This is a genomic window from Corynebacterium sp. HMSC05D08 (assembly GCF_001807215.1).
In the GTDB taxonomy this organism is placed as follows: domain Bacteria; phylum Actinomycetota; class Actinomycetes; order Mycobacteriales; family Mycobacteriaceae; genus Corynebacterium; species Corynebacterium striatum.
Genome location: NZ_KV788284.1, coordinates 1 through 25,810, shown reverse-complemented (window position 1 = coordinate 25,810; position 25,810 = coordinate 1). Strand labels below are relative to the sequence as shown.

The 25,810-nt window shown below is 57.9% G+C and carries 25 protein-coding genes; 7 read left to right on the top strand and 18 right to left on the bottom strand.

Annotated features, from left to right (window positions below):
- From HMPREF3148_RS00400 to HMPREF3148_RS00385, 4 genes are all read right to left on the bottom strand, one after another.
- A complete protein-coding gene (locus HMPREF3148_RS00400) occupies positions 1–945 on the bottom strand; it encodes a 4-(cytidine 5'-diphospho)-2-C-methyl-D-erythritol kinase (RefSeq protein ID WP_005530105.1) in 945 nt (314 codons plus the stop codon).
- On the bottom strand, positions 942–1,796 hold the full coding sequence (rsmA, locus tag HMPREF3148_RS00395) for a 16S rRNA (adenine(1518)-N(6)/adenine(1519)-N(6))-dimethyltransferase RsmA (protein WP_005530107.1): 855 nt from the start codon (positions 1,794–1,796) through the stop codon (positions 942–944). Before rsmA ends, HMPREF3148_RS00400 begins: the two co-directional genes overlap by 4 nt.
- A gap of 111 nt (positions 1,797–1,907) precedes the next feature.
- Positions 1,908–3,056, bottom strand: a complete 1,149-nt coding sequence (locus tag HMPREF3148_RS00390; RefSeq protein WP_049159282.1) for a resuscitation-promoting factor — start codon at positions 3,054–3,056, stop codon at positions 1,908–1,910.
- Between the two features lie 214 nt (positions 3,057–3,270).
- Positions 3,271–4,086 (bottom strand): TatD family hydrolase, encoded by an 816-nt coding sequence (locus HMPREF3148_RS00385; protein WP_049159279.1) that lies wholly within the window; start codon positions 4,084–4,086, stop codon positions 3,271–3,273.
- Positions 4,087–4,110: 24 nt separating this feature from the next.
- Here HMPREF3148_RS00385 and HMPREF3148_RS00380 point away from each other — a divergent pair, with 24 nt between their 5' ends.
- The gene (locus tag HMPREF3148_RS00380; protein WP_005530112.1) at positions 4,111–4,623 is read left to right on the top strand and encodes a GNAT family N-acetyltransferase; all 513 of its coding nucleotides are present in this window, start codon (positions 4,111–4,113) and stop codon (positions 4,621–4,623) included.
- Positions 4,624–4,633: 10 nt separating this feature from the next.
- Complete coding sequence (locus HMPREF3148_RS00375) at positions 4,634–5,149, top strand: GNAT family N-acetyltransferase (protein ID WP_005530114.1); 516 nt, start codon at positions 4,634–4,636, stop codon at positions 5,147–5,149.
- On the opposite strand, the gene HMPREF3148_RS00370 is transcribed toward HMPREF3148_RS00375, so the two are convergent.
- The 4 genes from HMPREF3148_RS00370 to rsmI form a co-directional block, all read right to left on the bottom strand.
- Complete coding sequence (locus tag HMPREF3148_RS00370; protein WP_005530116.1) at positions 5,119–6,297, bottom strand: MFS transporter; 1,179 nt, start codon at positions 6,295–6,297, stop codon at positions 5,119–5,121. The genes HMPREF3148_RS00375 and HMPREF3148_RS00370 overlap by 31 nt on opposite strands.
- Position 6,298: 1 nt before the next feature.
- Complete coding sequence (gene metG / locus HMPREF3148_RS00365; RefSeq protein ID WP_034657191.1) at positions 6,299–8,131, bottom strand: methionine--tRNA ligase; 1,833 nt, start codon at positions 8,129–8,131, stop codon at positions 6,299–6,301.
- A gap of 159 nt (positions 8,132–8,290) precedes the next feature.
- Entirely contained in the window at positions 8,291–10,111 is a 1,821-nt protein-coding gene (locus tag HMPREF3148_RS00360) for a BCCT family transporter (RefSeq protein WP_034657232.1), read from the bottom strand.
- 189 nt (positions 10,112–10,300) lie between these two features.
- Complete coding sequence (rsmI, locus tag HMPREF3148_RS00355; RefSeq protein WP_005530121.1) at positions 10,301–11,158, bottom strand: 16S rRNA (cytidine(1402)-2'-O)-methyltransferase; 858 nt, start codon at positions 11,156–11,158, stop codon at positions 10,301–10,303.
- Between the two features lie 76 nt (positions 11,159–11,234).
- Between rsmI and HMPREF3148_RS00350 the strand changes: the two genes are divergently transcribed.
- A complete protein-coding gene (locus HMPREF3148_RS00350) occupies positions 11,235–12,821 on the top strand; it encodes a dolichyl-phosphate-mannose--protein mannosyltransferase (protein WP_161798074.1) in 1,587 nt (528 codons plus the stop codon).
- A gap of 231 nt (positions 12,822–13,052) precedes the next feature.
- Here HMPREF3148_RS00350 and HMPREF3148_RS00345 read toward each other — a convergent pair whose 3' ends face one another.
- Positions 13,053–13,748, bottom strand: a complete 696-nt coding sequence (locus HMPREF3148_RS00345) for a zf-HC2 domain-containing protein (RefSeq protein WP_005530125.1) — start codon at positions 13,746–13,748, stop codon at positions 13,053–13,055.
- Complete coding sequence (locus tag HMPREF3148_RS00340) at positions 13,735–14,148, bottom strand: DoxX family protein (protein ID WP_034657234.1); 414 nt, start codon at positions 14,146–14,148, stop codon at positions 13,735–13,737. The genes HMPREF3148_RS00345 and HMPREF3148_RS00340 overlap by 14 nt, the downstream gene beginning before the upstream one ends.
- A 241-nt stretch (positions 14,149–14,389) precedes the next feature.
- Between HMPREF3148_RS00340 and HMPREF3148_RS00335 the strand changes: the two genes are divergently transcribed.
- Positions 14,390–15,028 carry a DNA-3-methyladenine glycosylase I gene (locus HMPREF3148_RS00335; RefSeq protein ID WP_070420053.1) on the top strand — a complete coding sequence of 213 codons (639 nt, stop codon included), beginning with the start codon at positions 14,390–14,392 and terminating at the stop codon, positions 15,026–15,028.
- On the opposite strand, the gene glpR is transcribed toward HMPREF3148_RS00335, so the two are convergent.
- The 4 genes from glpR to HMPREF3148_RS00315 form a co-directional block, all read right to left on the bottom strand.
- Complete coding sequence (gene glpR / locus HMPREF3148_RS00330) at positions 15,029–16,369, bottom strand: divisome protein SepX/GlpR (RefSeq protein ID WP_049062812.1); 1,341 nt, start codon at positions 16,367–16,369, stop codon at positions 15,029–15,031.
- A 158-nt stretch (positions 16,370–16,527) separates the two neighbouring features.
- Positions 16,528–17,238 carry a GNAT family N-acetyltransferase gene (locus HMPREF3148_RS00325; protein WP_049152315.1) on the bottom strand — a complete coding sequence of 237 codons (711 nt, stop codon included), beginning with the start codon at positions 17,236–17,238 and terminating at the stop codon, positions 16,528–16,530.
- Between the two features lie 2 nt (positions 17,239–17,240).
- A complete protein-coding gene (glp, locus tag HMPREF3148_RS00320; RefSeq protein ID WP_046646362.1) occupies positions 17,241–18,530 on the bottom strand; it encodes a molybdotransferase-like divisome protein Glp in 1,290 nt (429 codons plus the stop codon).
- A 37-nt stretch (positions 18,531–18,567) separates the two neighbouring features.
- Positions 18,568–19,494 (bottom strand): UTP--glucose-1-phosphate uridylyltransferase, encoded by a 927-nt coding sequence (locus HMPREF3148_RS00315; protein ID WP_046646361.1) that lies wholly within the window; start codon positions 19,492–19,494, stop codon positions 18,568–18,570.
- 67 nt (positions 19,495–19,561) lie between these two features.
- Here HMPREF3148_RS00315 and HMPREF3148_RS00310 point away from each other — a divergent pair, with 67 nt between their 5' ends.
- From HMPREF3148_RS00310 to mscL, 3 genes are all read left to right on the top strand, one after another.
- Positions 19,562–20,134: a 5-formyltetrahydrofolate cyclo-ligase gene (locus HMPREF3148_RS00310; RefSeq protein WP_046646360.1), complete on the top strand. Its 573-nt coding sequence runs from the start codon at positions 19,562–19,564 to the stop codon at positions 20,132–20,134.
- A gap of 122 nt (positions 20,135–20,256) precedes the next feature.
- Positions 20,257–20,937: an SAF domain-containing protein gene (locus tag HMPREF3148_RS00305; protein ID WP_049166674.1), complete on the top strand. Its 681-nt coding sequence runs from the start codon at positions 20,257–20,259 to the stop codon at positions 20,935–20,937.
- 167 nt (positions 20,938–21,104) lie between these two features.
- Complete coding sequence (mscL, locus tag HMPREF3148_RS00300; RefSeq protein ID WP_049062805.1) at positions 21,105–21,569, top strand: large-conductance mechanosensitive channel protein MscL; 465 nt, start codon at positions 21,105–21,107, stop codon at positions 21,567–21,569.
- 199 nt (positions 21,570–21,768) lie between these two features.
- Here mscL and HMPREF3148_RS00295 read toward each other — a convergent pair whose 3' ends face one another.
- The 4 genes from HMPREF3148_RS00295 to HMPREF3148_RS00280 form a co-directional block, all read right to left on the bottom strand.
- Positions 21,769–21,990 carry a hypothetical protein gene (locus HMPREF3148_RS00295; RefSeq protein WP_070508539.1) on the bottom strand — a complete coding sequence of 74 codons (222 nt, stop codon included), beginning with the start codon at positions 21,988–21,990 and terminating at the stop codon, positions 21,769–21,771.
- A gap of 20 nt (positions 21,991–22,010) precedes the next feature.
- Positions 22,011–22,601: a MogA/MoaB family molybdenum cofactor biosynthesis protein gene (locus HMPREF3148_RS00290; RefSeq protein ID WP_049062837.1), complete on the bottom strand. Its 591-nt coding sequence runs from the start codon at positions 22,599–22,601 to the stop codon at positions 22,011–22,013.
- Positions 22,602–22,700: 99 nt separating this feature from the next.
- Complete coding sequence (locus HMPREF3148_RS00285; RefSeq protein ID WP_239658611.1) at positions 22,701–24,197, bottom strand: S1C family serine protease; 1,497 nt, start codon at positions 24,195–24,197, stop codon at positions 22,701–22,703.
- Positions 24,198–24,352: 155 nt separating this feature from the next.
- The gene (locus HMPREF3148_RS00280; protein WP_246818790.1) at positions 24,353–25,756 is read right to left on the bottom strand and encodes a HAMP domain-containing sensor histidine kinase; all 1,404 of its coding nucleotides are present in this window, start codon (positions 25,754–25,756) and stop codon (positions 24,353–24,355) included.
- Positions 25,757–25,810 lie beyond the last annotated feature (54 nt).

Below are 25,810 nucleotides of genomic sequence, written 5' to 3'. Positions count from 1 at the left end.
TCAGCCCAGCATCTCGATACCTGGGGCCGGCGAGTGCGTGACAATGCCGCGGGTGCCCTTGTTGTCAAACATGACTTGCGCAACCACTTCTCCGGCGGTCTCCTCATCCTCGCAGAGGAAGGCACAGGTGGGGCCGGAACCGGAGACAATCCCGGCCAGTGCACCGGCGGCCTTGCCAGTGTCGAGAATCTTACGCAGGTCTGGCCGCAGGGACACGGCGGCGGCCTGGAGGTCGTTGCGCAGCGCAGCCGCCAGCTGTTGCGGCTGACCACTCATCAACGCCTGGGCTACCGCTGATGTATCCATCGCAGGGGTGCTACCCTTCCCCGCCGCGCGCAGCTCATCGATCTTGTGGAAGACCGCCGGCGTCGATAAGCCCTCGGCGTTGGTGATAATCGCCCACGTGTAGGTGCCGCGGGTCATCATGGGTGCTAGCTGCTCGCCGCGCCCAGTGCCCAAGGCGGTGCCGCCCATGAGCGTGAAAGGCACGTCGGAGCCCAGCTCGGCGGCCAGCTCGTAAAGCTTGTCCTCGCTGAGCTCACAAAAGTCTGCGAAAGCTTGCGCAGCTAAGCGCAGGGCCGCAGCGGCGTTCGCCGAGCCGCCAGCCATGCCGCCTGCGGCAGGAATTCCCTTCTGCAGGTGCAGCGTCACGCGCGGCAGAGCCACCTGCCGGTCGGCTCGCACAGCGCGGGCCACCACCTCGACAGCGCGCCAGGCCAGGTTGGACTCATCTTCCGGTACGCCGGCAGCATAGGTGCCGCTGGCGTGCAGCGCGGCAACAACTGGGCCGGTGGTCGGTTCGTCGGCGTGAACCTCAAGAGAGACCTCGTCGCTGATATCGAGGGACTGAAACACCGTTGCCAGCTCGTGGAAGCCATCGTCGCGAACTGCCTCGACCCCGAGGTGCAAGTTTACTTTCGCGTGGGCGCGTGCTCTCAGAATCACTTGATACCTGCCAAACGCACGAAGTCTTCTACCGCGAGCTTCTCGCCGCGCAACCGTGGGTCAATGCCCGCCGCCACGAGGGCTTCCTCCGCCGCCGGGCCGCCGCCAAAGTGGCCGGACAAAGCCGCGCGAAGGGTCTTGCGGCGTTGGGCGAAGGCGGCGTCGACAAGCGGGAAAACTGCCTTACGCGTCGCATCGTCGATAGGCCACGGGGCGTCCTGGAAGCAATCGATGCGAACCAAACCGGACTCGATGTTGGGTGCGGGCCAGAAGACGTTCTTGCCGATGGTTCCCGCCTGGCGGACGGTGCCGTAGAAGGAGGCCTTCACGGAGGGCACACCGTAGACCTTGTTACCGGGCTTCGCGGCGAGGCGCTCAGCGACCTCCAGCTGCACCATCACCAGCACGCGTCGAATGGTGGGATACAGCTCCAGCAGGTGCAGCAAAACCGGAACTGCAACGTTATAAGGCAGGTTCGCCACAAGGGCCGTGGGTTCTCCCAGCTCTCCCGGCGCGATGCGCAACGCATCCTTTTCGATGAGGCGGAGGTTGCCCGCCTGCTCCGGCGCGCGCTCAGCAATGGTGTCCGGCAGCTGCGCCGCTAGGCGCGGATCGATCTCCACCACGGTGAGGTCATCGACTGCTTCCAGCAGGCCCAAGGTCAAAGACCCCAGGCCAGGTCCTACCTCAACCACGCGGTCGTCGCGCTGTAAGTCTGCTGCGGCAACGATGCGGCGGATAGTGTTTGGGTCGTGCAGGAAGTTCTGACCAAGCTTCTTGGTGGGGGTTACATCCAGCTTCTCGGCCAGTTGGCGAATTTCCACGGGTCCGAGCAGTTTGGGTTCAGTCATGCAATTCAGAGTAGTTCACAAAATCAGAAAAGCCCGCATAAGCGGGCTGTTTCAGGAAAGCGATTCAGGTCTAGCTGCGGTGGCCAAATTCGGCCAGCCCAGAAGGGGCGTTTAGCGCAGGCCCAGCTTGGAGGTACATGCAGGCCATGCGCCCCAGCCCTGTGCGGCCTGGACCTTCTCCGCAACAGCAATCTGCTGCTCGCGGGTTGCCTGCCATGCCTCAGGAGCATAAGCGGTGCCACCGAAGCCAGCCCAGGTGGACGGGGTGAACTGAAGGCCGCCGGAGAAACCGTTGCCGGTGTTGATGGCCCAGTTACCGGTGGACTCGCACTGCGCGAGGGAATCCCATACGCTGCCGTCAGCCACGGCTGGCGCTGCGGCGCCAGCGGCGGGCTTCTTGGTGCCACGGGCGATGGTCGCAGCGACCGGCTCGTTAATGACCTTCTCCTTGACTATCTCGTCAGACTCCTTGGCACCGTCTTTCATCACGAGCTTGCGGGTGACGTTGCGCTGGCCCTTGACTGCCTCCACGCGCACTTCCTCGTTGCCCTCTTCAAGCTCAGGATCGTCAACGAAGGTAGGCTCCGCCTCAAATTCCTCGGTTGCGTCGTAGAAGGTGGTGGAAACCTGGTCAACCTTGATGGACATGCCATTGACGATCGGGGTATCCATCGACGGGAACACGCGGTCATCCTCATCAACGTCGATGCCGCGCTCTTCGATGACGTCCTTCACGGTCTTGGCCGCAATGTTGGTGTAGGTGATCTTGCCGCCGTCATTGATCTTGACGATTTTCGGTGAGACAACCTCGAGTTCCATGCCCTCAGTCAGGTTGTCATCACCCGTTACCTTCTTATCACCGGAGGTAATAGCCGCACCTGGGGCGATACCATCAAGGTTGCCCAACAGATCCGAAACCTTGAGGTCGGTCGAGGAAAGCTGCTGTTTGACGCCGTCGATAGACACGGCCACCGGCTTGGAGGTGCGCACGGTGATGTTGTCACCGTCAGCGACCTTCTCAGAAGGAGCCGGGTAGACCAGATCCTCACCACCGACGTTGACGCCAGCAGCCTGCAGAGCCTCATCGACGTTGCCCGCGAAGGTGGCGAGCTCAATCTTGTCGCCATTGACGTCAAGGGTGATGTCTTTTTGCGCAGACACAGCGACCACACCGCCCACTGCCAAAGTGCCGAGCACACCGCCGGTGGCAAGACGCAGTGGAAGGGAACGGGAAGAATTGATGCGCTTAATCTGATTCATGTAACTCTCTCAAAACGAATGATGTCTCGCGCTAGGCCCTCAGGCGTGGGGCCAACCATGGGACGGTAGCGCGTTGAGCAAATCTTCAATAACAATACGATAACAGCAGCGTCCAGTCGAGAGCGATTCCTTTCGCCACGCCACTTGGAACACTACCGCAACACCCAACACGTGTTTTACGGTTGACCAGGACAAATACTAAATATGACGATCGTCACAAACCAAACACGGAGTTGAACGTCTGGTTAACTTCTGTAACCAAATCCTCCACATCCATGCCCCGAGCTTCCGCAATGCAGTTATACGTATGACCGATGAAAGTCGGCTCGTTGCGCGCACCGCGGAAGGGCTCGGGAGTCATATACGGAGCATCCGTCTCCACGAGTAGCTGCCCCGCCGGAGCAATAGCCGCCGCCTGACGCAACTCCTCGTTGCGCTTGAACGTCACGTTGCCGGCAAAGGAAAGAACCCAACCGCGTGCCAGGGCCTCCTTCGCCACGTCCAACGGTGAGGAGAAGCAATGGAGCATGACATTCTCGGCGTCGCCAAGCACACGCAGAAGCTCCGCGTCCGCCTCACGATTGTGGATCATGAGGACCTTGCCCGCCTCCTTGGCCAAATCCATGTGCCAGCGCAGCGCCTCCTCCTGGACGTCAAGGGGTGCGGTGGACTCTGGCTCGTGCTTAATCCAATAGGTATCGAGGCCGGTCTCCCCGATTGCCACGCAGCGTGGGTCCGCAGCCATTTCCTCCAGCCGCTTCCGCGCCGCGGCATCGAGTGTGTCGGCCTTGGTGGGGTGGATGGCGCAGGCTGCCCACACGTTGGGGAACTCATGTGCCGCTTGGAGCGCACGCTCGGCCTCTTCCAAACCATCACCTACCGTAACCATGCGCGACACCCCTGCAGCACCGGCGCGGGACACGATGTCGGCGGCTGGGTCCTTGCAGGAGGCTAGGTGCGTATGGGCGTCGACAAGCTGCGTCAAGCCTTCTGCTGGAACAGGGACTGGGCGTGGCTTCTTTTTAGACATGTACGCAATTGTAATCTGGAACGCATGCAAATCCGCAGTGCCACCCTCGCCGACGTCCCCGCGATGACCGAGTGCCTCAACTGGGCCATCCGGGAGACCGACTTCATCTTCCGCGACACCGAAGCAACCATCGCCGAGCGCGAAGAATACCTGCGCCAGAACATCGCTGATGGCTGCCCGTGGCTGGTTGCAGAAACCGAGCCTGAGACGCCAGGCGAAAAGCCTCAGCACTTAGGTTGGGCCATGTATCACCCCTACCGCGACCCAAGCGTGTGGAAAGGGTGTTACGAAACCACCATTTATTTGGATCCGGCAGCCCAAGGCCGAGGCGTGGGCACCGCCCTTTTAGGTGAGCTCGTTTCCCTGGCGCGCGCGGATGAAAAAGTGCATACGCTGCTGGGGCTCATCGTGGACACCAACGTCGCATCCATCAAGTTGCATGAGAAGTTCGGTTTTGCCAATGTAGGAACGTTCAAAGAGGTGTCCTACAAGATGGGACATTGGCTCAACCTCACTCACTTGCAGCTCATGCTTTAAGGATCAATCCATGCACGTTCGCCCCGCCGCGCTTTCCGACGCCGCCGCAATCGCCTCCATCTACAACGCCGCGTCGGCCGCTAGGCCGGCTGCCAACTTGGTCACGTGGCAAGAATCCGTCGAGGACCGCATCGCTTGGCTCGAGCAGATGGAATCCGATGGATACCCCGTCTTTGTGGCTGTCGACGACGATGAAATCATCGGCTGGGCAGCATACTTCCAGTTCGTGACCCCGGCAATCTACTGGGGCACCGTAGAAAATTCCGTCTATGTGGCGCCGTCTGCACGCGGTAAGGGCGTGGGCAACGAGCTCATGTGCGCAGTCATGGATGACGCCAAGGAAAATGACTACGTGCAGACGATGATCACCTACATCGTGGACACCAATGAGGCATCGATCGCGCTGCACAAGAAGTTCCGATTCGAAGAAACCGGACGCATGCCGAATATCCACACCAAGGATGGCGTTCGCCTTGGACTAGTGCACCTGCAGCGTCACTTCGATAGAAGCTCGTCGTCGATGTAGACCGGCCGCGCGGCGGCTACACCGGCCACGGCCATCGCAACTGTGAGGGCAATGAGCACCGCTAGGCTCACCGACCATCCGCCGGTTGCCTGAGCCACGAGGCCAAAAATGAAGGGAAAACCACCCGCCAAGAGGTAGCCGCCTGGTTGGACAAACCCCGATAACCGCGCCGTCACCGCTGGCTCGCGGGTGCGAGCTGCGAGCAGGGCCAGTGCGAGTGGGAAACACATTCCGCCAATCCCCATGAGGCTCGCCCAAATCAACGGCGCTGCTGACGCATTGACCAGCACGCCAATCCAGCCCGCAGCTGTGGTCGCAGCAAGGATAAGAGGCACCGGGCGCAGATCCCGCAGGCGCTCGATGAGCACCGGCATCACTAGTCCGCCAATGATGTTGAAAGCGCCGATGAGGGCAAGTGAGACTCCAGCAGTTCCACTTCCGACGCCACGCGAGACAAGCATGGTGGGCAGCCAGCCCATCTGCACGTAGGCCATGGTTGACTGCAGGCCGAAGAAGAACAGTAGCGCGACGGCGGTGGGCGAACGCCGCAGAGGAATGTTGCCTGTTGTGGAAGGCTCCACTGGGTCAAACCCCACGTGGCGGGTGGCAATGAACCAACCCACCGCCTGCAGCACCACAGGAATGGCCCACAGGAACAAAGAGGTGCGCCATGCTGCGAGGTTCGCGGACAACGGTCCGAGGGCGCTGGATAGACCCAACACCGTGGTGTAGGTAGTCATCAGCGCCACCATCGTGCGGCGGCTGCCGTAGGTCTTAATCCAGGCAGGCAGCAGGATGTTGGTCACGGCGATGCCGCCAACGACCAAGAATGTCAGTGCAACGAAGGCCCCAAAGTTGTTGACCCAGGGTCTGGCCGCCAAGCCGATGAGCAAGGCGAGGGCGCCTGCAAGCAGGGTGGGGCTGAGCCCACAGCGGCGCGCGATAGGGACTGCTGCCCACCCCATCGCGGCAAAGCACAATCCCGGCAGGGCCGTGAGAATTCCCGCGCTGGCCGGGCCAATGCCGAAAGCCGCGCTTAAGTCCCCGAGCACGGGAGCCACCGAGGCGATTCCCGAGCGCAGATTAAGCGCGGTGAGGGTTACTACCGCAAACGCGAAAGCGGTCGCGATGCTACGGCTTTGCCGCATCCTACTTCTGAACTGGCGCCCACTCTGGGCCAGTCTCGGCGAGCTCTGGGTCAAGCTTGGCCACCAGTGGCTTCGGCTTGCTCAATGAGGTGCCAGGAACCACGTCGACGCGCTGCCACGTGGCCTGCTGTGCGGTGTAGTCACCCGTGATGATTGGGTACGGGTGGTTCTCCGGTGGCAGACCCACGCCAACCAGCTCAACTGGGATGTCATCGACGACCTCTTGGATCTCCGGCTGGGCAGCCCATACACCATCGCGACCTAGGGTCTCATGCACCTTCTGCGCGGTAAACGGCAGGAAAGGCGTGAGCATGACGTTGCAGTCAGAGACCACCTGCAGTGCGGTCCACAAGACGGTGGCAAGGCGCTCGCGCTGAGTCTCGTCCTTGGCCAGTTTCCATGGCTCCATCGCTGCGATGTAGGCGTTGGCCTCACCCACCACGTGCATGATGGCAGTAATGGCCTGCTTGAACTTGGACTGTTCAAGGTTTGCGGCTGCGGCGGCGAAGGTGTCCTCAGCTAGCTGCAGAATGGCCTTATCTGCGTCCTCCAAAGCAGCCGGTGCAGGAACCTCGCCGAAGTTCTTGTGCGCCATGGACACGGTGCGGTTTACCAAGTTGCCCCAGCCGTTGGCCAGCTCGTTGTTGATTCGGCGAACGAACTCATCCCAGGTGAAGTCGGTGTCATTGTTTTCTGGGCCAGCCACTGCAATGAAGTAACGCAGCGCATCCGGGCCAAACTCCGCGAGGAAGTCCTTGACGTAGATGACAACGCCCTTCGAGGAAGAGAACTTCGAGCCGGACATGGTCAGGTACTCGGAGGACACAATCTCCGTAGGCAGGTTGAGCTCGCCATACTTATGCAGATCTCCACCCTTGGCGCCCTTGCCTGCGTAGCCCAAGAGCTGGGCCGGCCAGATCTGGGAGTGGAAGGTGATGTTGTCCTTGCCTTGGAAGTAGTAGTGGCGAGCATTGTCGTTCTGCCAGAAGTCCTTCCATGCATCCGGGTTGCCGGTACGGTGTGCCCACTCGATGGAAGAAGACAGGTAGCCGATGACCGCGTCGAACCACACGTAGAGCTTCTTAGCGGAGTTCTCCTCCCAGCCCTCTACTGGAATTGGAATACCCCAGTCGATGTCACGGGTCATGGTGCGCGGGCGCATGTCCTCAAGCAGGTTGAGGGAGAACTTCAAGACGTTCGGGCGCCAGTCCTCACGGGTCTTGAGCCACGCTTCGAGAGCGTCCTTGACGGAAGGCAGGTCGAGGAGGAAGTGCTCGGTCTCGATGAATTCCGGGGTCTCACCGTTAATCTTGGACACTGGGTTGATGAGGTCAACCGGATCCAGCTGGTTACCGCATTCATCGCACTGGTCGCCGCGAGCGCCGTCAGCGCCACAGATTGGGCAGGTGCCCTCGATGTAGCGGTCAGGCAGGGTGCGGCCAGTCGACGGCGAGATAGCTCCCTGGGTGGTCTCCTTAAGCATGTAGCCGTTCTCGTAGAGACCCTTGAAAAGCTCCTGGACCACCGAGTAGTGGTTGCGGGTCGTGGTGCGGGTGAACATGTCATAGGACAATCCCAGACCCGCAAGGTCCGTGACGATCTGGCGGTTGTAACGGTCAGCAAGCTCGCGGACGGTCACGCCTTCTTTGTCAGCCTGCACGAGCAGCGGAGTGCCGTGTTCATCGGTACCCGAGACCATGAGAACGTTGCGGCCACGCATTCGCTGGAAACGAGCGAAGACGTCCGAAGGAACACCGAATCCGGCCACGTGTCCGATGTGGCGGGGTCCGTTGGCATAAGGCCAAGCAACATTAACTACTACTGACTCAGTCATGCACACCACTCTATCGAAGCCGGTAGACAAAGTGCGCGTTAAGGGTGCCTTGACGCCACGCATAAAGAAATCCCCCTCCCCCAGTCTCCCCGGTCAAGGGATGGGCTAAGGAAGGAGGATTCTCCTGCGCAATACGCACTGTGCGGAGCTTTGGAACGCCTAGTGCTTGTGGTGTGCCTTCTTGCGCTGCTGGCGACGCTTCTTGAGCTCTTCTGCGCGCTGGTACTCGCGGTGCAGACGACGCTCGCGTGCCAGCTTACGCTGGAATGCCTGGGACTCGCGGTATTCCAAGTAAATGACGTCGTTGCTGAGCGCCTTGTAGATGGCGAACATCAAGCCAACAACAATAAAGAGGAATGGGAGTGCAGCCACAATAGTGACGTTTTGCAGGTTGGAGAGGGAGTTCTCATCAGCCAGCAGCAGGGTCAGACCAACAGCCGCGGTGGCAACGCCCCATGCTGCGGACAGCCATGGCTTGGCGTTGGATGCACCATTCTGAGACATCGAGCCCATAACGGTAGAAGCCGAGTCAGCGGAGGTAATAAAGAAGGTTGCGAGCAGGATAGCTGCAATGATGCCGGCGATGAAACCACCAGGCAGGTTGTGCAGCAAATTGAACAGCTCAACCTCAGAGGACTCGCCGGAGATGGAGTTGCCATTCTGCTCCATGTGGATTGCGGTACCGCCGAAGATGGCGAACCACACGGTGGAAAGGCCAGCCGGGATCAGCATGACGCCGATGCAGAATTCGCGGACGGAACGGCCACGGGAAATACGTGCCAGGAACATACCGACGAATGGGGACCAGGAGACCCACCATGCCCAGTAGAAGATGGTCCAGGAGGACAGCCACTCGCCTGCTTCGCCGTTGTTGGACTCAGCAGTACGGGAAATCATCTCGGTGAACGCATTCAGGTAGTTACCGATGGAGCCCGGAATCTGGTTCAGGATGGAAACAGTTGGACCAAGGATGAACACGAAGATGGCAAGCAGTGCGGCCATAACCATGTTGGCGTTGGAGACATACTGAATGCCCTTGCCCACGCCGGACATTGCGGAAAGCAAGAAGGCCAGGGTCAGCACGAGGACGATGCCAACGACGACCTTCTGGGATGGGTTGTCGATGAGGCCGGAAGCCTGGATACCAGCCTGGATCTGGGTTGCACCGATACCCAGGGAACATGCGGTACCGAAAACGGTGGCGAAGATTGACAGGATGTCAATGATCTTGCCAACCCAGCCATCAGCAGCGCGCTGACCGATGAGAGGCACGAATGCCTGGCTCAGCAGTTGCTTGCGGCCGATACGGAAGGTCGAGTATGCAATTGCGAGACCAACGATGGCATAAACAGCCCACGGGTGAAGCGTCCAGTGGAACATGGCCGTAGCCATCGCAGTGCCGACTTCCTTCGGCTCATGGCCCGGAACACCGTTGAGGTAGTAGTTCAGCGGCTCAGAAGCACCGTAGAACATCAGGCCGATACCCATGCCGGCTGCGAACATCATCGCGATCCAGGAAGGCGTAGAAAATTCAGGCTCTTCATCGATATGGCCCAAGCGGATGGTGCCGAACTTGGAGGCGGCGATGAAGATAACAAATACAACGAAAATCGTGCCGAAGAGGACGTAGGCCCAACCAAAGTCGTTAACAACGAAGCTCAGTGCATCGCTAGCAAAGTTTGCGAAGTTGGTCGGAGCAGCCAAGCCCCACGCAACGATGGCGGCAATGAGCACGCCAGCGATGCCGACGATGGTCCAGTCGATTGGAGCATCGTCATCGGCTGCTATTTCAATTTCAGGCTCGGTCATCTCGTGGGGAGCGAAGTCCTCATTGCCGAGCATGTCTTGCAGCTGACTCGTCGCAGATGCTGATTCCAGCTTCTCGTCGACGGTCTGGTACTCGTCGGAAGTTACTGCTGGCGAGTTTGAAGCAGCAACCGCACCTTCTTCCGTCTTAGGATTCTTATCTGGATTAGTCATACAACCCAGAATGTGTGAGTTATGCATGACGCGTCAACCTAGAAAGCGCTGCATAGAACCCCAAAGCCAGAATTTTGGCAGGTTATTTACATTCCCCAGACAGTTTAAAAGACGCAGTTGTTCAACATAAGCAGGCGTTTTTAGCACACGCTAGGTTTTGCCTATAACAATCCTGCAACAATCGCGGATTTATGCGTCTCGAGCCGCCAAATACGCGTCATAAAGATCGCGATTAGTTACTTCGGTTCCAGCTGCTGCTTCTTTACAAGCGTCTTTTGCGCGCATGCCCGAGGAGACGAGTTCATGAACCCGCTCCACCAAATCCTCAACAGGTGCAGGCTCACTCGCACCGCCTTCAATTACGACTGTGATCTCTCCCCTTGCATTGTCCACTGCCCACTGGGCTAATTCCCCCAGCGTTCCTCGCTTGATTTCTTCGTATGTCTTGGTCAACTCCCGGCACACTGCAGCCGAACGCTGAGCGCCGAGGACGTCGGCTGCGTCAGAAAGCGTTTGGGCCAAACGGTGGGGAGACTCAAAGAATACGATGGCCCGCTCCTGCCCCTTGAGGGACTCCAGCCATGTCTTGCGAGGCCCCGCCTTGCGCGGCGCAAAGGCATCAAAGAGGAAGTGGCCAACCCCAAGGCCGGAAAGGGCCAACGCCGTCGGCACAGCTGAGGGTCCGGGGAAACATGTGACAGGCACGCCAGCCTCCACCGCGGCTGCAACAATCGAGTGCCCGGGGTCAGAAACCAGCGGCATTCCTGCATCAGAAACCACCAGCACGGTGCCGGAACGAGCGGCATCGACTAGCGCCTGTGCCCGCTGCGATTCATTATGGTCGAAGTTGGAAACCACTTTGCCCTGAATCTCGATACCTAAAGCGGACGCCAAGCTACGTACTCGGCGGGTATCCTCCGCCGCTACAACGTCTGCTTCAGCCAGTGCTTGCATGAGACGTGCAGAGGCATCCCCAATATTGCCCAATGGTGTGGCGGCGACAATAACTCCACGGGGCAGCGGTTCCAGGCGAAAATTGGTATTCATGGTTCCTAGCTTTCCATAACTTGGGGCACAGACTCCCCAGTTCGGGCTCGCATATCCTAAACTCTTCCAAGTGACTATTGCTACCGCCTCGACTAAAGCCCATGGCAAACCGCTCGGCAAACACGCCATTACAGCGCCTCCTGCACCGATCGCCTACTCTTGGGGCAAACCAGATTGGATTAGCACGGCCGTAATCGGGGTATTGGCTCTCATCACGCGTTTTGTGGGCCTGACCGCTCCGGTAGCTAATGGCACCCCGGTCTTCGACGAGAAACACTACGTACCACAAGCATGGGATATGGTGCGCAGCTGGGACAATCTCTTTATCGGTGGCATCGAATCGAACCCAGGTTATGGCCTCGTGGTCCACCCTCCTCTAGCAAAACAGATCATTGCATTGTCGGAGATGGTTTTTGGATACTCGCCTTGGGGCTGGCGTACGATGACGGCTCTTTTCGGTGTAGCCACCGTCTTGTTGACCATGGCACTGGCACGCCGTGTTTCCGGTTCTTGGCAAATTGCAGCGATAGCTGGGTTTATCGCAGTATGCGACGGCGTATTGCTCGTTTCCTCCAAGTTCGGAATGCTGGATATTTTCCAGGTTTTCTTCGTCGTCGCAGCTGCGTGGGCTTTGGCGCGAGACCATAACCAAATGCGCCTGCGCCTCCATGAAGCTTTCACCTCCGGAAACATGGGTACCTCCAAATTTGGCCCGCGTTTTGGTTTCCGTTGGTGGCGCTTTACCGCAGGCATCTTCTTGGGTCTTTCATTGGGCGTGAAGTGGTCCGGCCTGTACTACATCATGTTCTTTGGATTGCTCTCTGTTTTCAGCGATCTTGCTTTGCGACGCCGCTACGGTGTGCGCCGCTACGTCCTTGGTACCTTGGTGCGTGACACCCCGGCAGCGCTCGCCTCGTTGGTTTTGGTCCCCGTCCTCATCTATGCATGGACTTGGCGTGCATGGTTTGCGTCCGAGACCTCCGTCTACCGTCATGCAAAGGTCGACGGCACTATTGAAGAAGATTCGTGGCTGCTCAACTTGCCTGAACCAATCGCCGGTTGGTTCTACTACCACTCCTCTGTCTTGGAGTTCCACGCCTCGCTCACCAGCTCTGGCGGACACTCCCACCCTTGGGATTCCAAACCATGGGCATGGCTCGTTGCGGCTCGTCCGATTCTGTATTACTCCTCCACGGACCTGGAATGTGGCGACGGCGGTACATGCCGCAAGATGCTGTATCTCTTCGGTACGCCCGCTATTTGGTGGCTTGTCATTCCGGCAGTCTTCTGGGGCCTTTGGTCCCTACTGGTGCGCCGCAACCGCGCCTTCCTGATTCCACTGGTCGGTTTTGCTGCGGGCTTCCTTCCGTGGCTAGCTGCTTTCGACCGTCAGATGTACTTCTTCTATGCCACCGCATTCATCCCATTTGTCATCGTGCTCATTGCGCTGGCTTTAGGGCAGATGATCGGACACGGCAAACAATTGCAATGGCGCTGGCTCAAATCCTTGGCGGGCGGAGAAATCCGGACCGGCTCGTTCGTGGCGGTGTGCTACCTGGCGCTCGTGCTCGCGATGTTTATCTACTTCTCCCCAATCCTCTACGGCTACATCATCCCTGAGAACTGGTACCAATCCATGATGTGGCTCAACAATTGGACCTAGCAGTACTTCACGGCGAGTTAAGTATCCAACGCGAATAGCTTGTCCGCTTGTGGCGACGGAGTCTTAATTCGCGGCAACAGACTAGGAACAACACAAGAAGAAGGCGTGGTGTAGACCATGCCTTCTTCTTGGATCCTGCTGTACACAACCACGTTCATCGAGGCATCGTGCGCAGCGCTTGACGACGCCGCAGGCGCTCCCTTTACGCGCTAGTGCGAGGGGGACGGTGGGCTAATGCGGATCAGCGCCCAGCGAGCGCCAGAAGTCTCGTAGCACGTAACCCTTATCTGCTGCCCAAGCCCAGATCAAAGCCAGTGTGCTCAGGCCGGTAGCGAGGAGAATATAGACTTGGCTCATCACGGTCGTTCCTAGGGCAATGTCCCGCATGGTAAAACCGAAAAGGAACGCAAACATGGTAGCCACGACCGGCAGGGTCCCCGGGATCGAGGCTGGGCGCCAAGCCGCGAAGAGCAGACCGATTGCTAGGCCGAAACGTAGCGCTGCGCCTTCGATAAGCAAGCGGGCACGTTCTGGATCGGCGGAAAGCGAAAGCGTCCCTTCATCCCCTATTACAGCCAATCCCGAGGCACTCGCGACTACGACAATCGCCCATACGGCGAATACCAATCCGAGTGAGACAAGGCCAACGCGGGCAACAGTCAACGCGGTTTGGCGCGCGCTCGATGCCCTATTCCATTCGGACTCAACACCCGCAATGATGACTTCGGAGAGGTCCTGCGGCGGTGCCATTCCTTCTGCCGATTCCACGAAGCTCAAAGAGCGAGACAGCGCGGCGGCCTTGTCACGAAAGGCACGGCATTGGGCGCAACTCTCAACGTGGGCATCGACGACGTCGGCAGGCAACTGCGCCGGCTCCCCGTCAAGCTGCGCGGAAATCGCGGCTTGGACTTGCTCATGCGTCAACACGGCTCAACACCCCATCCAAGCTCGCGCGACCAGAACCGAAGACCACGACCATTAACAGGGAAACGATAAGTACCGCCGGGTACTCAAAGCCGCCGTCGGCCGCAAAAATTCCATTGCCAAGATGCACAAAGTAAAGCGCGCAAGCCATGAATAATGCCAGCGCACCGGCGACGAACGTGGTTAGAAGCCCCACCACCAGCAACGAGCCGCCAACCATCTCGCCGATGGCGGCAATGTAGGCCGAAACATGTGGTTGTGGGATACCCATCGCAGAGAACTGACCCGTGGTTTCGTCTATCCCAGCGAAAAACATTTTGTCTACGCCGTGGGCTACGAAAACGAGACCTAGAACTGCGCGCAGAATAAGCAGCGCGGCATCGCGTACAGCAGGTCTATTCATGAGCATTACACTACCCTGGGACCCCTGGGTACTGACGAATCAACCGCAGGTTGGCAAGCAATGGAACCTTTCAGCCACTCGCGCAGTCCAATAGATCATGACTTACAAATCAGATATTCACACCGATGAAAGCACAATCATTGATAGTAACCTGGCGCCCATGACCAACCCTTTTGCGCGCGATGAAGAAGCCACAGCCCAGTCACCCACCCAATTTATCGACTTTTCTGCGGCACCATCGATGCCCAATCCAGCCTCCGAACCAGGTAACACAACGGGCAAGACCGGCCTTGTGTTTGATTCTGAAGGAGTGGGGCGCCCACCATGGGCCACAACGTCTGCACTACTGCGCGAATATTACGACACGGAATGGGGAATGCCTGTCCGCGATGAAGCCGGACTATTTGAGCGTTTGACCCTAGAAGGCTTCCAGTCGGGTCTCTCTTGGGCCACGGTATTGCGTAAGCGAGATGACTTCCGCATCGCATTTGCAGGCTTTAATCCTGATGCTGTCGCAGCTTTTGGCCCAGCAGAAGTGGAGAGGTTGCTCAATAATCCCAAAATCATCCGCAACCGCCGCAAGATCGAGGCTGCCATCAACAACGCCAACGCCACCATCAAACTCCGCGAAAAGGGTGGCCTGAGTGAATTCATCTGGAGCTTCATGCCCGAGGAGAATCTCTATCCCCGGTTCATGGAAGACATCCCTAAAACTAGTGAAAAGGCCAAGGAACTTTCCAAGGCCTTAAAGAAGGAGGGTTTCACTTTTGTTGGACCTGTGACCTGCCACGCGCTGATGGAAGCAATCGGTATGTTCGATGCCCATCTCATCGGTTCCCACCGCCGCGGTACCTCCGGCGTGTGGGATGACGTGGTTTAACTAACTCACGCGGCGCGATGCCAAGTCGTCACGGCGCTGGCGATTGGTGGCGTGGGGTCCATCGAATCCGTCAAACTCGTCATCGTCAAAATGCACGGGCAGGTGGTCAAAATCCGGGCTGTCGTCATCAATTTCCAGCACTACAGCGCCCGGACGGCGCAAATTGCGGGGGATTGCTAAGGCTTCATCCTCAGCGTTACGCACACCCAAACGAGCGCGGCGCAGATGGTAGACACGGCGCTGCAGCAGAGCTTGTTCCTGACGCACCTGGGTCCGAAGCGCTACCAAGTAGACGATGCTAGACAGGCCCGCGAGGGCCGCAAAGGTCCAGGTCCAACCGCCGAAAACAATGCCTAAAGCAACGGTGAATACGACGGCGACTGCCAAACCAATCAACGTACGCTGACGACGCTGGTAACGGTTGGCAGAAGCAGCCTTTTCAGCTACTGGATCCCAGCCGCCGCGACCTAGTCGGCGCTGTGCAAAAGCAACCTCGTCTGCCGAGAGATCTGTGTCCTCAGCGAGTTCAGATTCCTGCTCTTCCTCCGCTTCAATAGCATGCGGGATTTGGCTTACCTGCTCAGCGCTGTCCACCGCACCTGGGTACATCAAGTCCACCGGGGAGGTGTAAGTGGAATCAATTTCGTAGGCATCCTCCGCTACGTCTGCTACGGCAGGTGCGCTGAAGACCTCTGCTTCCTCAGCTTGGACGTCCTCTGCCACCTCTACGTCAGAGTCTTCTCCAGCCTTGGTTTCATCCTCGATGAGCAGGTCGTCCTCTTCCACGTCGTCGGCATCCTCAGCCGCTGCACCACCTTTGCTTCCGCTTTCGTGGTTGTCAGAATTTTGAGCTAGCTCAGATTGGTTCGAAGGCTCATCCTTAGTCTCTGCGGACCCAACGATCGTGACTTCGTTGTCATCCTCGACCAGCTCACCTTCGATCGTCTCAGGGGTGTGCTCAGCTTCCTCGCTCAGTGCGGACTGCGCAGCTTCAGCTTTGTCACCAAGCTGTGCACCTGGTTGACGCGGATGTGCCTTGGCCTTTGCGGCAGCCCCGGCGATGGTTACTGCTTCCGTTTCTTTGTCATCAACCACGGAGATGTCCGCAGCATCGATGACCTCGAAATCCTCATCGTCTGCCTCGCTCAAACGCACGTCGCGCTTGCCTAAGCGGGGACGGCGGCGGGCAGCAACATTTCCAGAATCGCCTTCGAACAAGACGCGGGTATCGTCAAAGGCCTCGCCGGTGCGGCTCATTGGGCGCTGCGATCGCAGCAACCACGGAGCCAAGACGAAGGCCCAGACCACAATGATGCCGATGATGGGCACAGCAATGGACACGGTAGAGGTGACCTTCCGTAGGGTGCAGAGTTTCTCCCAACGTTAGCGCTTTTCGCCACCAGTAGAGGTATCCAAACCAGTTAAATTACAATGTTGTGACTTGTGTGAAAACAGTGGCGAATTACACCCCCACTAGGGCGCTCAAACAACGCGTACAGCTAAACGATGCGTCCAGCACTGCGCAGACGGTCGACCGCCGTGGTGGAGAAGTCTTCCCGATTCAAGGCCACTAAATGATGATCACGCCATGCACCATTGATGTGCAGATTTCTCCGTAGATACCCTTCCTCACGAAAGCCGCACGCCTTCAGCACCTTCCCGGAGGCTGGATTATCCGGCAAGTACGTGGCTGTCACGCGATGCATTCCGACGCGCCGAAAAGCGTGATCCACGCCCAAGGCACACGCCGCAGTAGCAACACCCGCATGATGGACTGCCGAATGAACCCAGTATCCAATCCAGCACTCTCCAATACTCCCGTGCTGAATGTTCCCTAAAGTCACCTGTCCTACGAAATCCCCGTCTAGCTCAATAATCAAAGGCAACACGGAACCCGAGCGCGCAGATTCGCGTAAGAACATGAGATGGTTGCGCCATGCACTGTGTGAATGCGCATCGGCCCACGATGCTGGCATCGTCGGTTCGACCGGGCGCAGGTGTTCCTCATCGGCGATACGTTGAATGCGCCACGCTTCCCCATCTTTGCGCATCAATGGACGCAGTCGCAGACGAGCGCCTTCCTCCAAGGCAGCAGAGGGGTGCAACTTCACGTATGAAGTGGACTCGGGCCACCCTGGGTGTTCAGGATCAGGCGGGCCGCTCGAGGGCCTGCGCAGCCGAGCCGCCGCAGTACCAAAAGGATCAAGCATGTTTAGCTTCGCTGTGTGAGGAACAAAACGTCGACCACATCACCAGGACGAATCTCCGTGGCTTCTTCCGGAATTCGGATCATCGCATTAGCTTCGGACAAACCAGCCAACAGGTGGGCAGGTGCACCAGACGCACCGCCCAAGCCCTCAACCAGGTAATCAGCGGTTTCTGCGTCGCGCATCAAGCGCGCACGAATAAACCCACGACGGCCCGGGCGGGACTCCATGTGATTGAGAGCTCGCGCCCGCACCACACGACGGTTTGCATTGCGTTTCCCCAGAGACAAACGAATCAATGGGCGCACAAACACTTCAAAGATGACGAGTGCTGAGACTGGATTCGAGGGAAGGAGGAACGTCGGGATACGCTCCTCGCCCAATAGGCCGAACCCCTGGACCGAACCGGGATGGATGGCCACACGAGAAGTATCAATATCTCCCAGTTCGTTGAGGACTTCACGCACAGTTTGGGAGCCGGCACCGCCGACGGCACCGGAAATCACGAGAACCTCACTGCGGCCAATATGGGTTTCCAGTGCCTCACGGATGCGGCGTGGCTCTCCCTCCGCAATTCCTACGCGGTGTACATCGGCGCCTGCTTCTTTCGCAGCAGCTGCCAAGGAATAAGAGTTAACGTCAAAGACTTGACCCAAGCCCGGCTCGCGGTCAATATCCACTAATTCCTTACCGAAAGACAAGATAGTTACGCGAGGTCGCGGATAAACCAAGACCTTTGAGCGCCCCACCGCAGCAAGGAGCCCAATCTGTGCTGGGCCAAGGATGGTTCCCGCCGAGACCGCAACGTCACCCGGCTGAATATCGTCGCCAACTCGACGTACGAAGTCACCAGAGCGAACTGGCCGGTGCGCGGTTACGCGTTTTCTTCCGCGGTCAGTCCATTCAAGGGGAAGAACGGCGTCGGCAAGCGTGGGCAATGGCGCGCCCGTATAGACCCGCACTGCTTGCTTAGGTTGCAGGCGCAGTGGCTGGCGAGAGCCCGCGGGGACCTCACCGACCACAGGAATAGAGCGCTCCACTTCTGCAGCGGACTCCTCTTCTTCCACGTCCTCCTCCGAGGAACGTCGTGCCCTCAGAGCGCGCTCGCCTCCAACGTCGACGGCACGCACTGCATAACCATCAATAGCCGCCTGAGGGAACCCGGGAAGCGGCTGATTAGCTTGCACTTCCTCGGCACACATCAACCCCAGTGAGTTTGCAATTGCAATACGCACTGGTTCCGGTGTCACCGCCGCATCAGTAATCAAAGCAAGCTGGTCATCTACCGAACGCATGGACTGCCGCCTTCCCTTCTCTGCCTACTGCCTTAGGCTAGTTGATACCCTTTTCCGCCTCATACTCGGCAATGATTTGCTTGATTGCCTTGTACAAAGCCGGGCCATACTTCTCATGGTGTAGGCCGAAGTCCACGTTGGCAGGAATGTATCCACCTGGGTTACCCAGGTCATGGCGCTTACCGCGGTGAACAACAACGTGAACCGGGTGGCCTTCCTGGATGAGCAGCTCGATTGCATCGGTCAGCTGCAGCTCCCCACCCTTGCCTGGCTTAATGCGGCGCAGGGCATCGAAGATCTTGCGGTCGAGAAGGTAGCGGCCAGTAGCTACGAGATTAGAGGGAGCATCCTCAGGTTCAGGTTTCTCCACCATTCCGACAACCTTCTTGACGCCGGGCACATTGGTGTCCTCAACGTCGAAGACTCCGTAGTTGTAGGTCTCTTCGCGGTCGACCTCAAATGCACATAGCACGGAGCCGCCTACGGCGGCGCGCACGCGTGCCATCTCTTCCATGACGGTTGCTGGGAGAACGATGTCATCAGGAAGCATGACTGCGAAGCATTCTTCGTCATCATCTAGCACCGATTCAGCCAAGCCCACTGCATGGCCGAGCCCCAACGGCTTTTCCTGCGGTACAGAAATCGGATGAATTAGCTGGCCGGCACGCTGCACCTTTGCCACCTGCTCATCTTTACCGCGTGCGTCGAGCGTCTCCACCAACTCTGGGAAGGCATCGAAGTGACGCATCACTTCCTGCTTATTCGGGGCGGTAATCACCGCAAGACGCAGAGCACCAACCGCCGCCGCTTCTTCCGCGATGAGCTCGATACCTGGTGTGTCCACTACGGGGAGCAATTCTTTCGGGACAGTCTTGGTCGCTGGCAAAAAGCGAGTGCCCAGGCCCGCAGCCGGCACTACAACTGTCTTGATCCCATGAAGGGAGCCCTCGTTGTTATTAGCCATAAGTTTGAGCTTACAGGCAGAGCATTTTCTTTCGTGCAGCGATACACCAGCAATTACTATTTGCTCTATGAGTGAGATAGCTACACAAAAAGACGCCCTTCGCGCAGAGCTGCTCGCTATGCGCCGTGCCCGTACTCCCGAGGAAAAAGCTGATGCCGACGCCGCATGGTGCCATGGTGCTGCCGCCTTGCTCACCCCCTCGATGAACATCGCGGCATACAACCCTTTGGGTTCTGAGCCCGGCGGCAGCGCATTTGTGGAAACCCTCGCGGCGGCGTGCAAACACCTTTACCTGCCCATTTCTGGCGATGACGGACACCTTTATTGGGCGCTTTATTCCGGTCCAGAGTCCATGCAGCCCGGCGCCTTAGGTATTGCCGAACCAAAAGGCAAGCGTTCCACCAGTTCCATCCTCGCTGGCGTTGACCTCATATTTGCCCCTGCAATGGCCGTGGATACTGAAGGCTACCGCCTAGGAAAAGGAGCCGGGTACTATGATCGAGCGCTTACGCCCCTCCCCACTGGCCGCCCGCCCGTCATAGCGGTCGTTCACTCCTCGGAGATCCGCAAGCTCCCCCGCGAAGACCATGACCGCCCAGTCGATGGCATTCTCACCGAACGGGATTTCCAGTGGCTATAGCTTCTTAACTTCTTGTTTTCTTAGCTTCTTACCCCTGCCTCACCTAGGCTTATTCCTGCCACGTTTGGAGCGCAGTTTGGGCGATTGGGAACCTCCAGGGCCCCAACGGAGTCTAAAACCACATGGAAGCTAAAACGATCCTTCGCTCAATTCGTACCCCTGGGCATCGACGATCACTGCTCGTTCGTCGCGTACTCGCTGCCGTCCTCATTATCGGTGCGGGCCTCAGCGCCCTTCATGCTCGTCGCGAGCTTCCGCAGGCGGTAGTCTTTGCCCGAGACGTGCCGGCAGGCAGCGCCCTACAAGCAGAGGACCTCACGTTAGCTCCAGTGCCATCCCACATCCTGCCCGATTCTGCGGTTGACACGGACCTCGAAAAGTTGGAGGGCAGAGTAGTCGTTGCAGCGGCTGCAAGCGGCGAACTCGTCACCGACGCCAGGCTGCTGAGCCCAGAGCTTGTAGACAACTTAGTGAACAATTCCACGCTAAATACTTTCGGAGAGGAATCCCACATGATTCCGCTCAAACTCGCAGAACCGGATATCCTTCCGCATCTCCATCATGGAGACACAGTAAACGTCATCGCCGGAAACTCCAATTCCGATTTAATCGGCACCACATCCCCCGCTGGAAGCGTCATCGCCGCTGGTGGCCGGGTTGTTGCTACCACTAGCTCGCGCGATGGCGAGGATGCCTCTACCCTTTTACTCGCACTCCCAGCCAGCCAGGCTGACGCAGTTGCTTCCGCCTCACTGAGCCAACCTCTCACGGTAGTCATCGTTGGGCAGCGTGCCACTGGATGAAAAAGCCACAGCGCTCACAAATAGCTGTTGACATATCCACTAAAAATCACTAAGGTTAGTCCGCGCTAGCCCTGCTGATAATAAACACAAACACTTGGCTCAGGAACTTCCACAGTGTCTTACAGGGGCGGGGCCACAAAGTGTTTTTAGGAAAGGAACACCAACACATGCTGAAGGGCTTTAAAGACTTCATCCTCCGCGGCAACGTCATCGAGCTGGCTGTCGCAGTCATCATCGGTAGCGCATTCACCGCTATCGTTACCGCTGTAACCGACAGCCTTATCCAGCCGTTGATCAACTCCTTCGGTTCTGCAGACTACTCCGGTCTTGGTTTCCAGATCACCGACAACGAGTCCACCTTCATGGACTTCGGTGCAGTCCTCACCGCGGCAATCAACTTCCTCATCATCGCCGCTGTTGTTTACTTCTTAATCGTTATGCCGATCAACAAGATCACTGAAGCAGCAAAGCGCCGCCAGGGCGTTGACCCAGAAGAGCCGGCTCCGACCACAGAGCAGCTGCTTACCGAGATTCGCGACCTCATGGAGGCGCAAAAGGTTGCAACTTCCCCGAACTCCGTAGCTGGCGACACCACCGTTGACCCAGACTCCCCTGGCCGTCACCAGGCTTAATTCCGCGAGGAATTAATTGCCGCTGTGGTTTCTTCTAAACCACCAAGGGGCTCCGCACCTTCCGTCATGGGAGGACGCGGAGCCCCTTTTTCATCTTCTTCTTTGAACGTGCTCTCGGGTCTCAATCTTGCCTTGTCCTTGTAGACCTGTCCGTCAAGGATTGATCGTTTAACCCAAGGGGTCGGCTTGGAGACTTCACCTATGCCCCATAGTGCGGAGGAATCTGTTCACGATAGAACTGCTCATTGTGTGGCTGTTCAGCCGGCTGTTCCTCGTCCAGAGTTACCTCGCGTGTGGCGTCCGAGCCGCGCTCATCCCCAGTTTCATCAAACGCGGGGACAAAGTCCGGACGATCTGCTGTGCGGTCATAGTTGCTCTCAGCACGGCGAACCACGCGGCGACGCTTGCCGGGTTGAACCATTTTAATCAGCTCCTCGCCGCTTATTGAACGCTATATTTCTGCAGCTGATCAATAAGGTGGTGGACCAACGGCGCAAGAGTAGCCATGCCGTCACGCACTGCCGCGCGAGAAGACGCAAGGTTCACGATGACCGTGGACCCCGAAACGCCAGAGATACCACGAGAGGTACACGCGTCTACAGCGCCACAAGCTTGACCAGAGGAACGAAGCGCCTGAGCGATTCCAGGAACCATTTGGTCGAGCACCGAACGCGTAGCGTCAGGGGTCTTGTCACGTGGCCCAACGCCTGTGCCGCCAATCGTAAGGACCAAATCGACGCCACCAACAACGGCTGTCTCTATAACCTGCCGAATCTTGGACTTCTTCGAGCGGACAATGATTGAGCCATCAACCTGAAACTCAGCTTCCGCCAACAACTCCCCGACCAAACGCGAGGTTCCCTCAGCGTGCCGCTCAGGATGATCAGTAACAATCACAACCAGTGCGCGGCGAGGAGCATTGAGGCCTTGCTCTTGCTCGCTCGCGAAGAGGAATGCATCATCTGGCTCAGCGACGTCCAAAAGCGCTCCAGTGGATTCCGGGACTTCAATGGCGCCAGTGTTGGTCTCGATATCAGCATCGTGTGCCAAAGTTGCTCCTTAAATAGGGCCGATATATCAAGGCGTCTTCTTGGAATACGTCTGAAATATGTTCTGTAGTTGTTAGATAACTTACCCCCCTGACAGGGTTACCTCTACCTGTCGGGGATCTTTGCCGTCTTCGCCGCTGACCTCAAGAGTGACCTTGGCGCCAAAGTCCTGCGAACGAGCTGCTGCGATGAGGGAATCCGAGTTATCGATTAGGCGATCATTGACACGGGTCACAAGATCACCCGCTTTCAGCCCCGCTTTCTCAGCTGGGCTATCTGGCTCGACTTCCACGATGCGAGCACCGTTACCACTGTCTCGCGCATCGACCTTCACACCCAGCGTTGGGTGCTTTACAGAACCGTTGTTGATAAGTTGCTCAGCCATGCGCTTGGCAAAGTTCGACGGGATAGCGAACCCCAAGCCAATAGATCCAGCCTCACTCGAGCCAGAATTGGACAAGGAGGCAATCATGGAATTCATTCCCACCAAATTGCCATTAATGTCCACGAGTGGGCCACCGGAGTTGCCGGGATTGACCGCAGCGTCAGTTTGGATGGCGTCGACAAGCGAGCTCTCCCCGCCTCCTTGGGAGGCGCGAACCGGACGGTTCTTCGCGGAAACAATGCCGGAGGTCACCGTTGCGTTAAGGCCCAGCGGGGAACCCACGGCCACGACTTCCTGGCCCACAGCCACGGCATCGGAGTCCCCGAACTCAAGGTATGGAAGACCTGAGACATCAGCGATCTTAACGATTGCTACGTCCGTATTGGCGTCCGAGGCAACAACTTCTGCGGCGTGCTTGCTGCCGTCATTCATCGTGACGCGCAGCTGGCCGCCGTTTTCAGCCCCAGCCACAACGTGGTGGTTGGTCAACACGTAGCCGTCAGGGGAGATGATCGAACCCGATCCCTCTGCGGCACCGCTTTGCCCATAGGCCTCAATCGAGACAACAGCTGGAAGAACCTTAGCGGCTACCGCCTCGACCGAGCCCTTTGCGGGCTCCTCGCCGGTGCTGTTTGCCACTGGCGCATTTTTGAGGACCTCGTTCACAGTGCTGGTGTCATTTTTATTGCTTCCACCCAGCGCAATGCCAGTGATGCTGCCAACGGCAACGGCGCCAGCGAGCATCAACGCCATCGCGGTACCGAGCCCCACCTTTTTCTTCTCCTTCGGTGGGCGTTGCTCGCCAATCAGAGTCACACCGTTGTCAGTCTCCCCCGCCGACATGCCTTGGTTGTAGAATCCTTGAGCTGGACTCTGTGCTTGGTTTGCGCCCGGGTTTCCAAATCCGCTGCGGTACGGCGATGCTCCTCGACCTTGGTTTCCATACATCTGACTGCCATTGCCTTGGCTGCCTTGCGGAGCCTGCGCGGTATTCCAGGCAGTGCCGCCACCAGCACCATTGGCTGCACTCCCGCCTTGCGACTGCATGCCTGATGGGTGATTGCTCGGCGGGTGATTGTTCGGAGACGGGCTACCACCTTGCTGATTGCGCGGCTGGTTCCATCCAGCCGAATTAGAAAAGTAGTCATTGCCCAGCTGTTCGCCGCGCTGCCCCTGGCCCTCAGGCCCATTCATGTTCGAGTTCCTCATGTTCATATCCAGAATTGTGCCGTACCGTGCTGGAGTACATCTGTATCAACTCTGTAAGGCTACTAAGAATTCCTGAAAGAATCCTGCATATCGTGACCTGCACGGCTGGGCCGAAATGCATGCAAAAGCCATCCAGAATATTAGCCCTGATTGAACCACCGTTCAGCGAAGATGGTGCCGCGATCCGAAGGTGAAGATTCCTCCTGCGCGAAGTCAGGCTCAGACAAGCTGTCAACAAAGGGGTCCCCCTCTCCTCGGTAGCCCGGAAGAGTTACCTCCATGCGGGTACCGCCATCGCTGGACTCCTTGATTTCAATGGCACCCTCGTGTCGCTCGATCACGGACTTCACAATGGCCAAACCAAGACCTGAGCCGGGCATAGAGCGAGCTTCGGCTGAACGATAGAAGCGCTCGAAGACCTTTTCTCGCTCCTCTGGCGGGATACCAGGACCTGAGTCATCCACGCGCAAACGGACTTCATGCTCACTGATCTGCTGCATGGATACGCGCACAGTTCCGGTGGCCGGCGACCACTTTGCGGCATTGTCCATCAGGTTCAAGGTCGCACGACCAAGAGCAAACGGGTCCCCCTCCAACACCCACGGGATAAACCGGACACGGAACTTCACGTCAGGGCGGCGTCGTCTAGCGCGCGCAAGCGAAGATTCCAGCACTTCCATCAGAGCGACCGGCTCCGGCGCTTTCTCATTGGCGTCCCCACGGGCCAAATCCACAAGATCACCGATGAGGGCAGAAAGCTCCGACATCTGCGACATCACGTCATCTTCAAGATCACGTCGATCTTTTTCGCTGATGCCGCATCCGCCGCCGGACTTGTTCATCATCAGGAGCAGCTCAATATTCGTACGCATCGACGTAAGCGGAGTCTTCAGCTCGTGACCAGCATCAGTGACGAACTGTCTCTGTTGAACACGCGACTGCTGGAGTGCTTCCAGCATCTGGTTAAAGGAGACGGTAAGCTGCGCCATCTCGTCGTTGTTCACGACCTCAATTGGCCGTAGGTCGTTGGTCTGCGTAACGTAGTCCACCGCACGCTTGAGACGAGAGATAGGCTGCATACCGGTCTTTGAGGCCACCATGCCGGCAAAGATAGCCAACAGAAAACCCAGTGCAACGATCACCAACAACATCGAACCGATTGCAGAGATCAGCTCTTTAGTCTCCGCAAGATCGCGAGCTAGGACAACAGTTGAGTCCAAGTCGTGGCGGATGGCCAAGATGCGTTCGCCGCCAACGGTCCGAACGGAAGATTCGGTGTGATCATCAATTTTGCGGAACTCGCCGCCAACAGGAATCGCGTCACCGTAGGTAGAACTCCGAGATGGAGACGAAACTGCAATTCGCGTTGAGGGGTTGTATAGCTTGAATTGTGCAATTTCTTGATCAATTGTCTCGATGAAGCGCGGGTCCTGGCTTTGTTGGATCAAGACGTCGGCCTGCTGCGCAAGCTGCTTGTCGACGGTCGCCGTTAACGAGGTTGACACAGTCCAATAGGTCACCAGCGTCATTAAGGCAACAGACACAGCCACCACTAGGCCAGTAATGTGATGTCTATGGAGTTTTTGGTCACGGAGTCT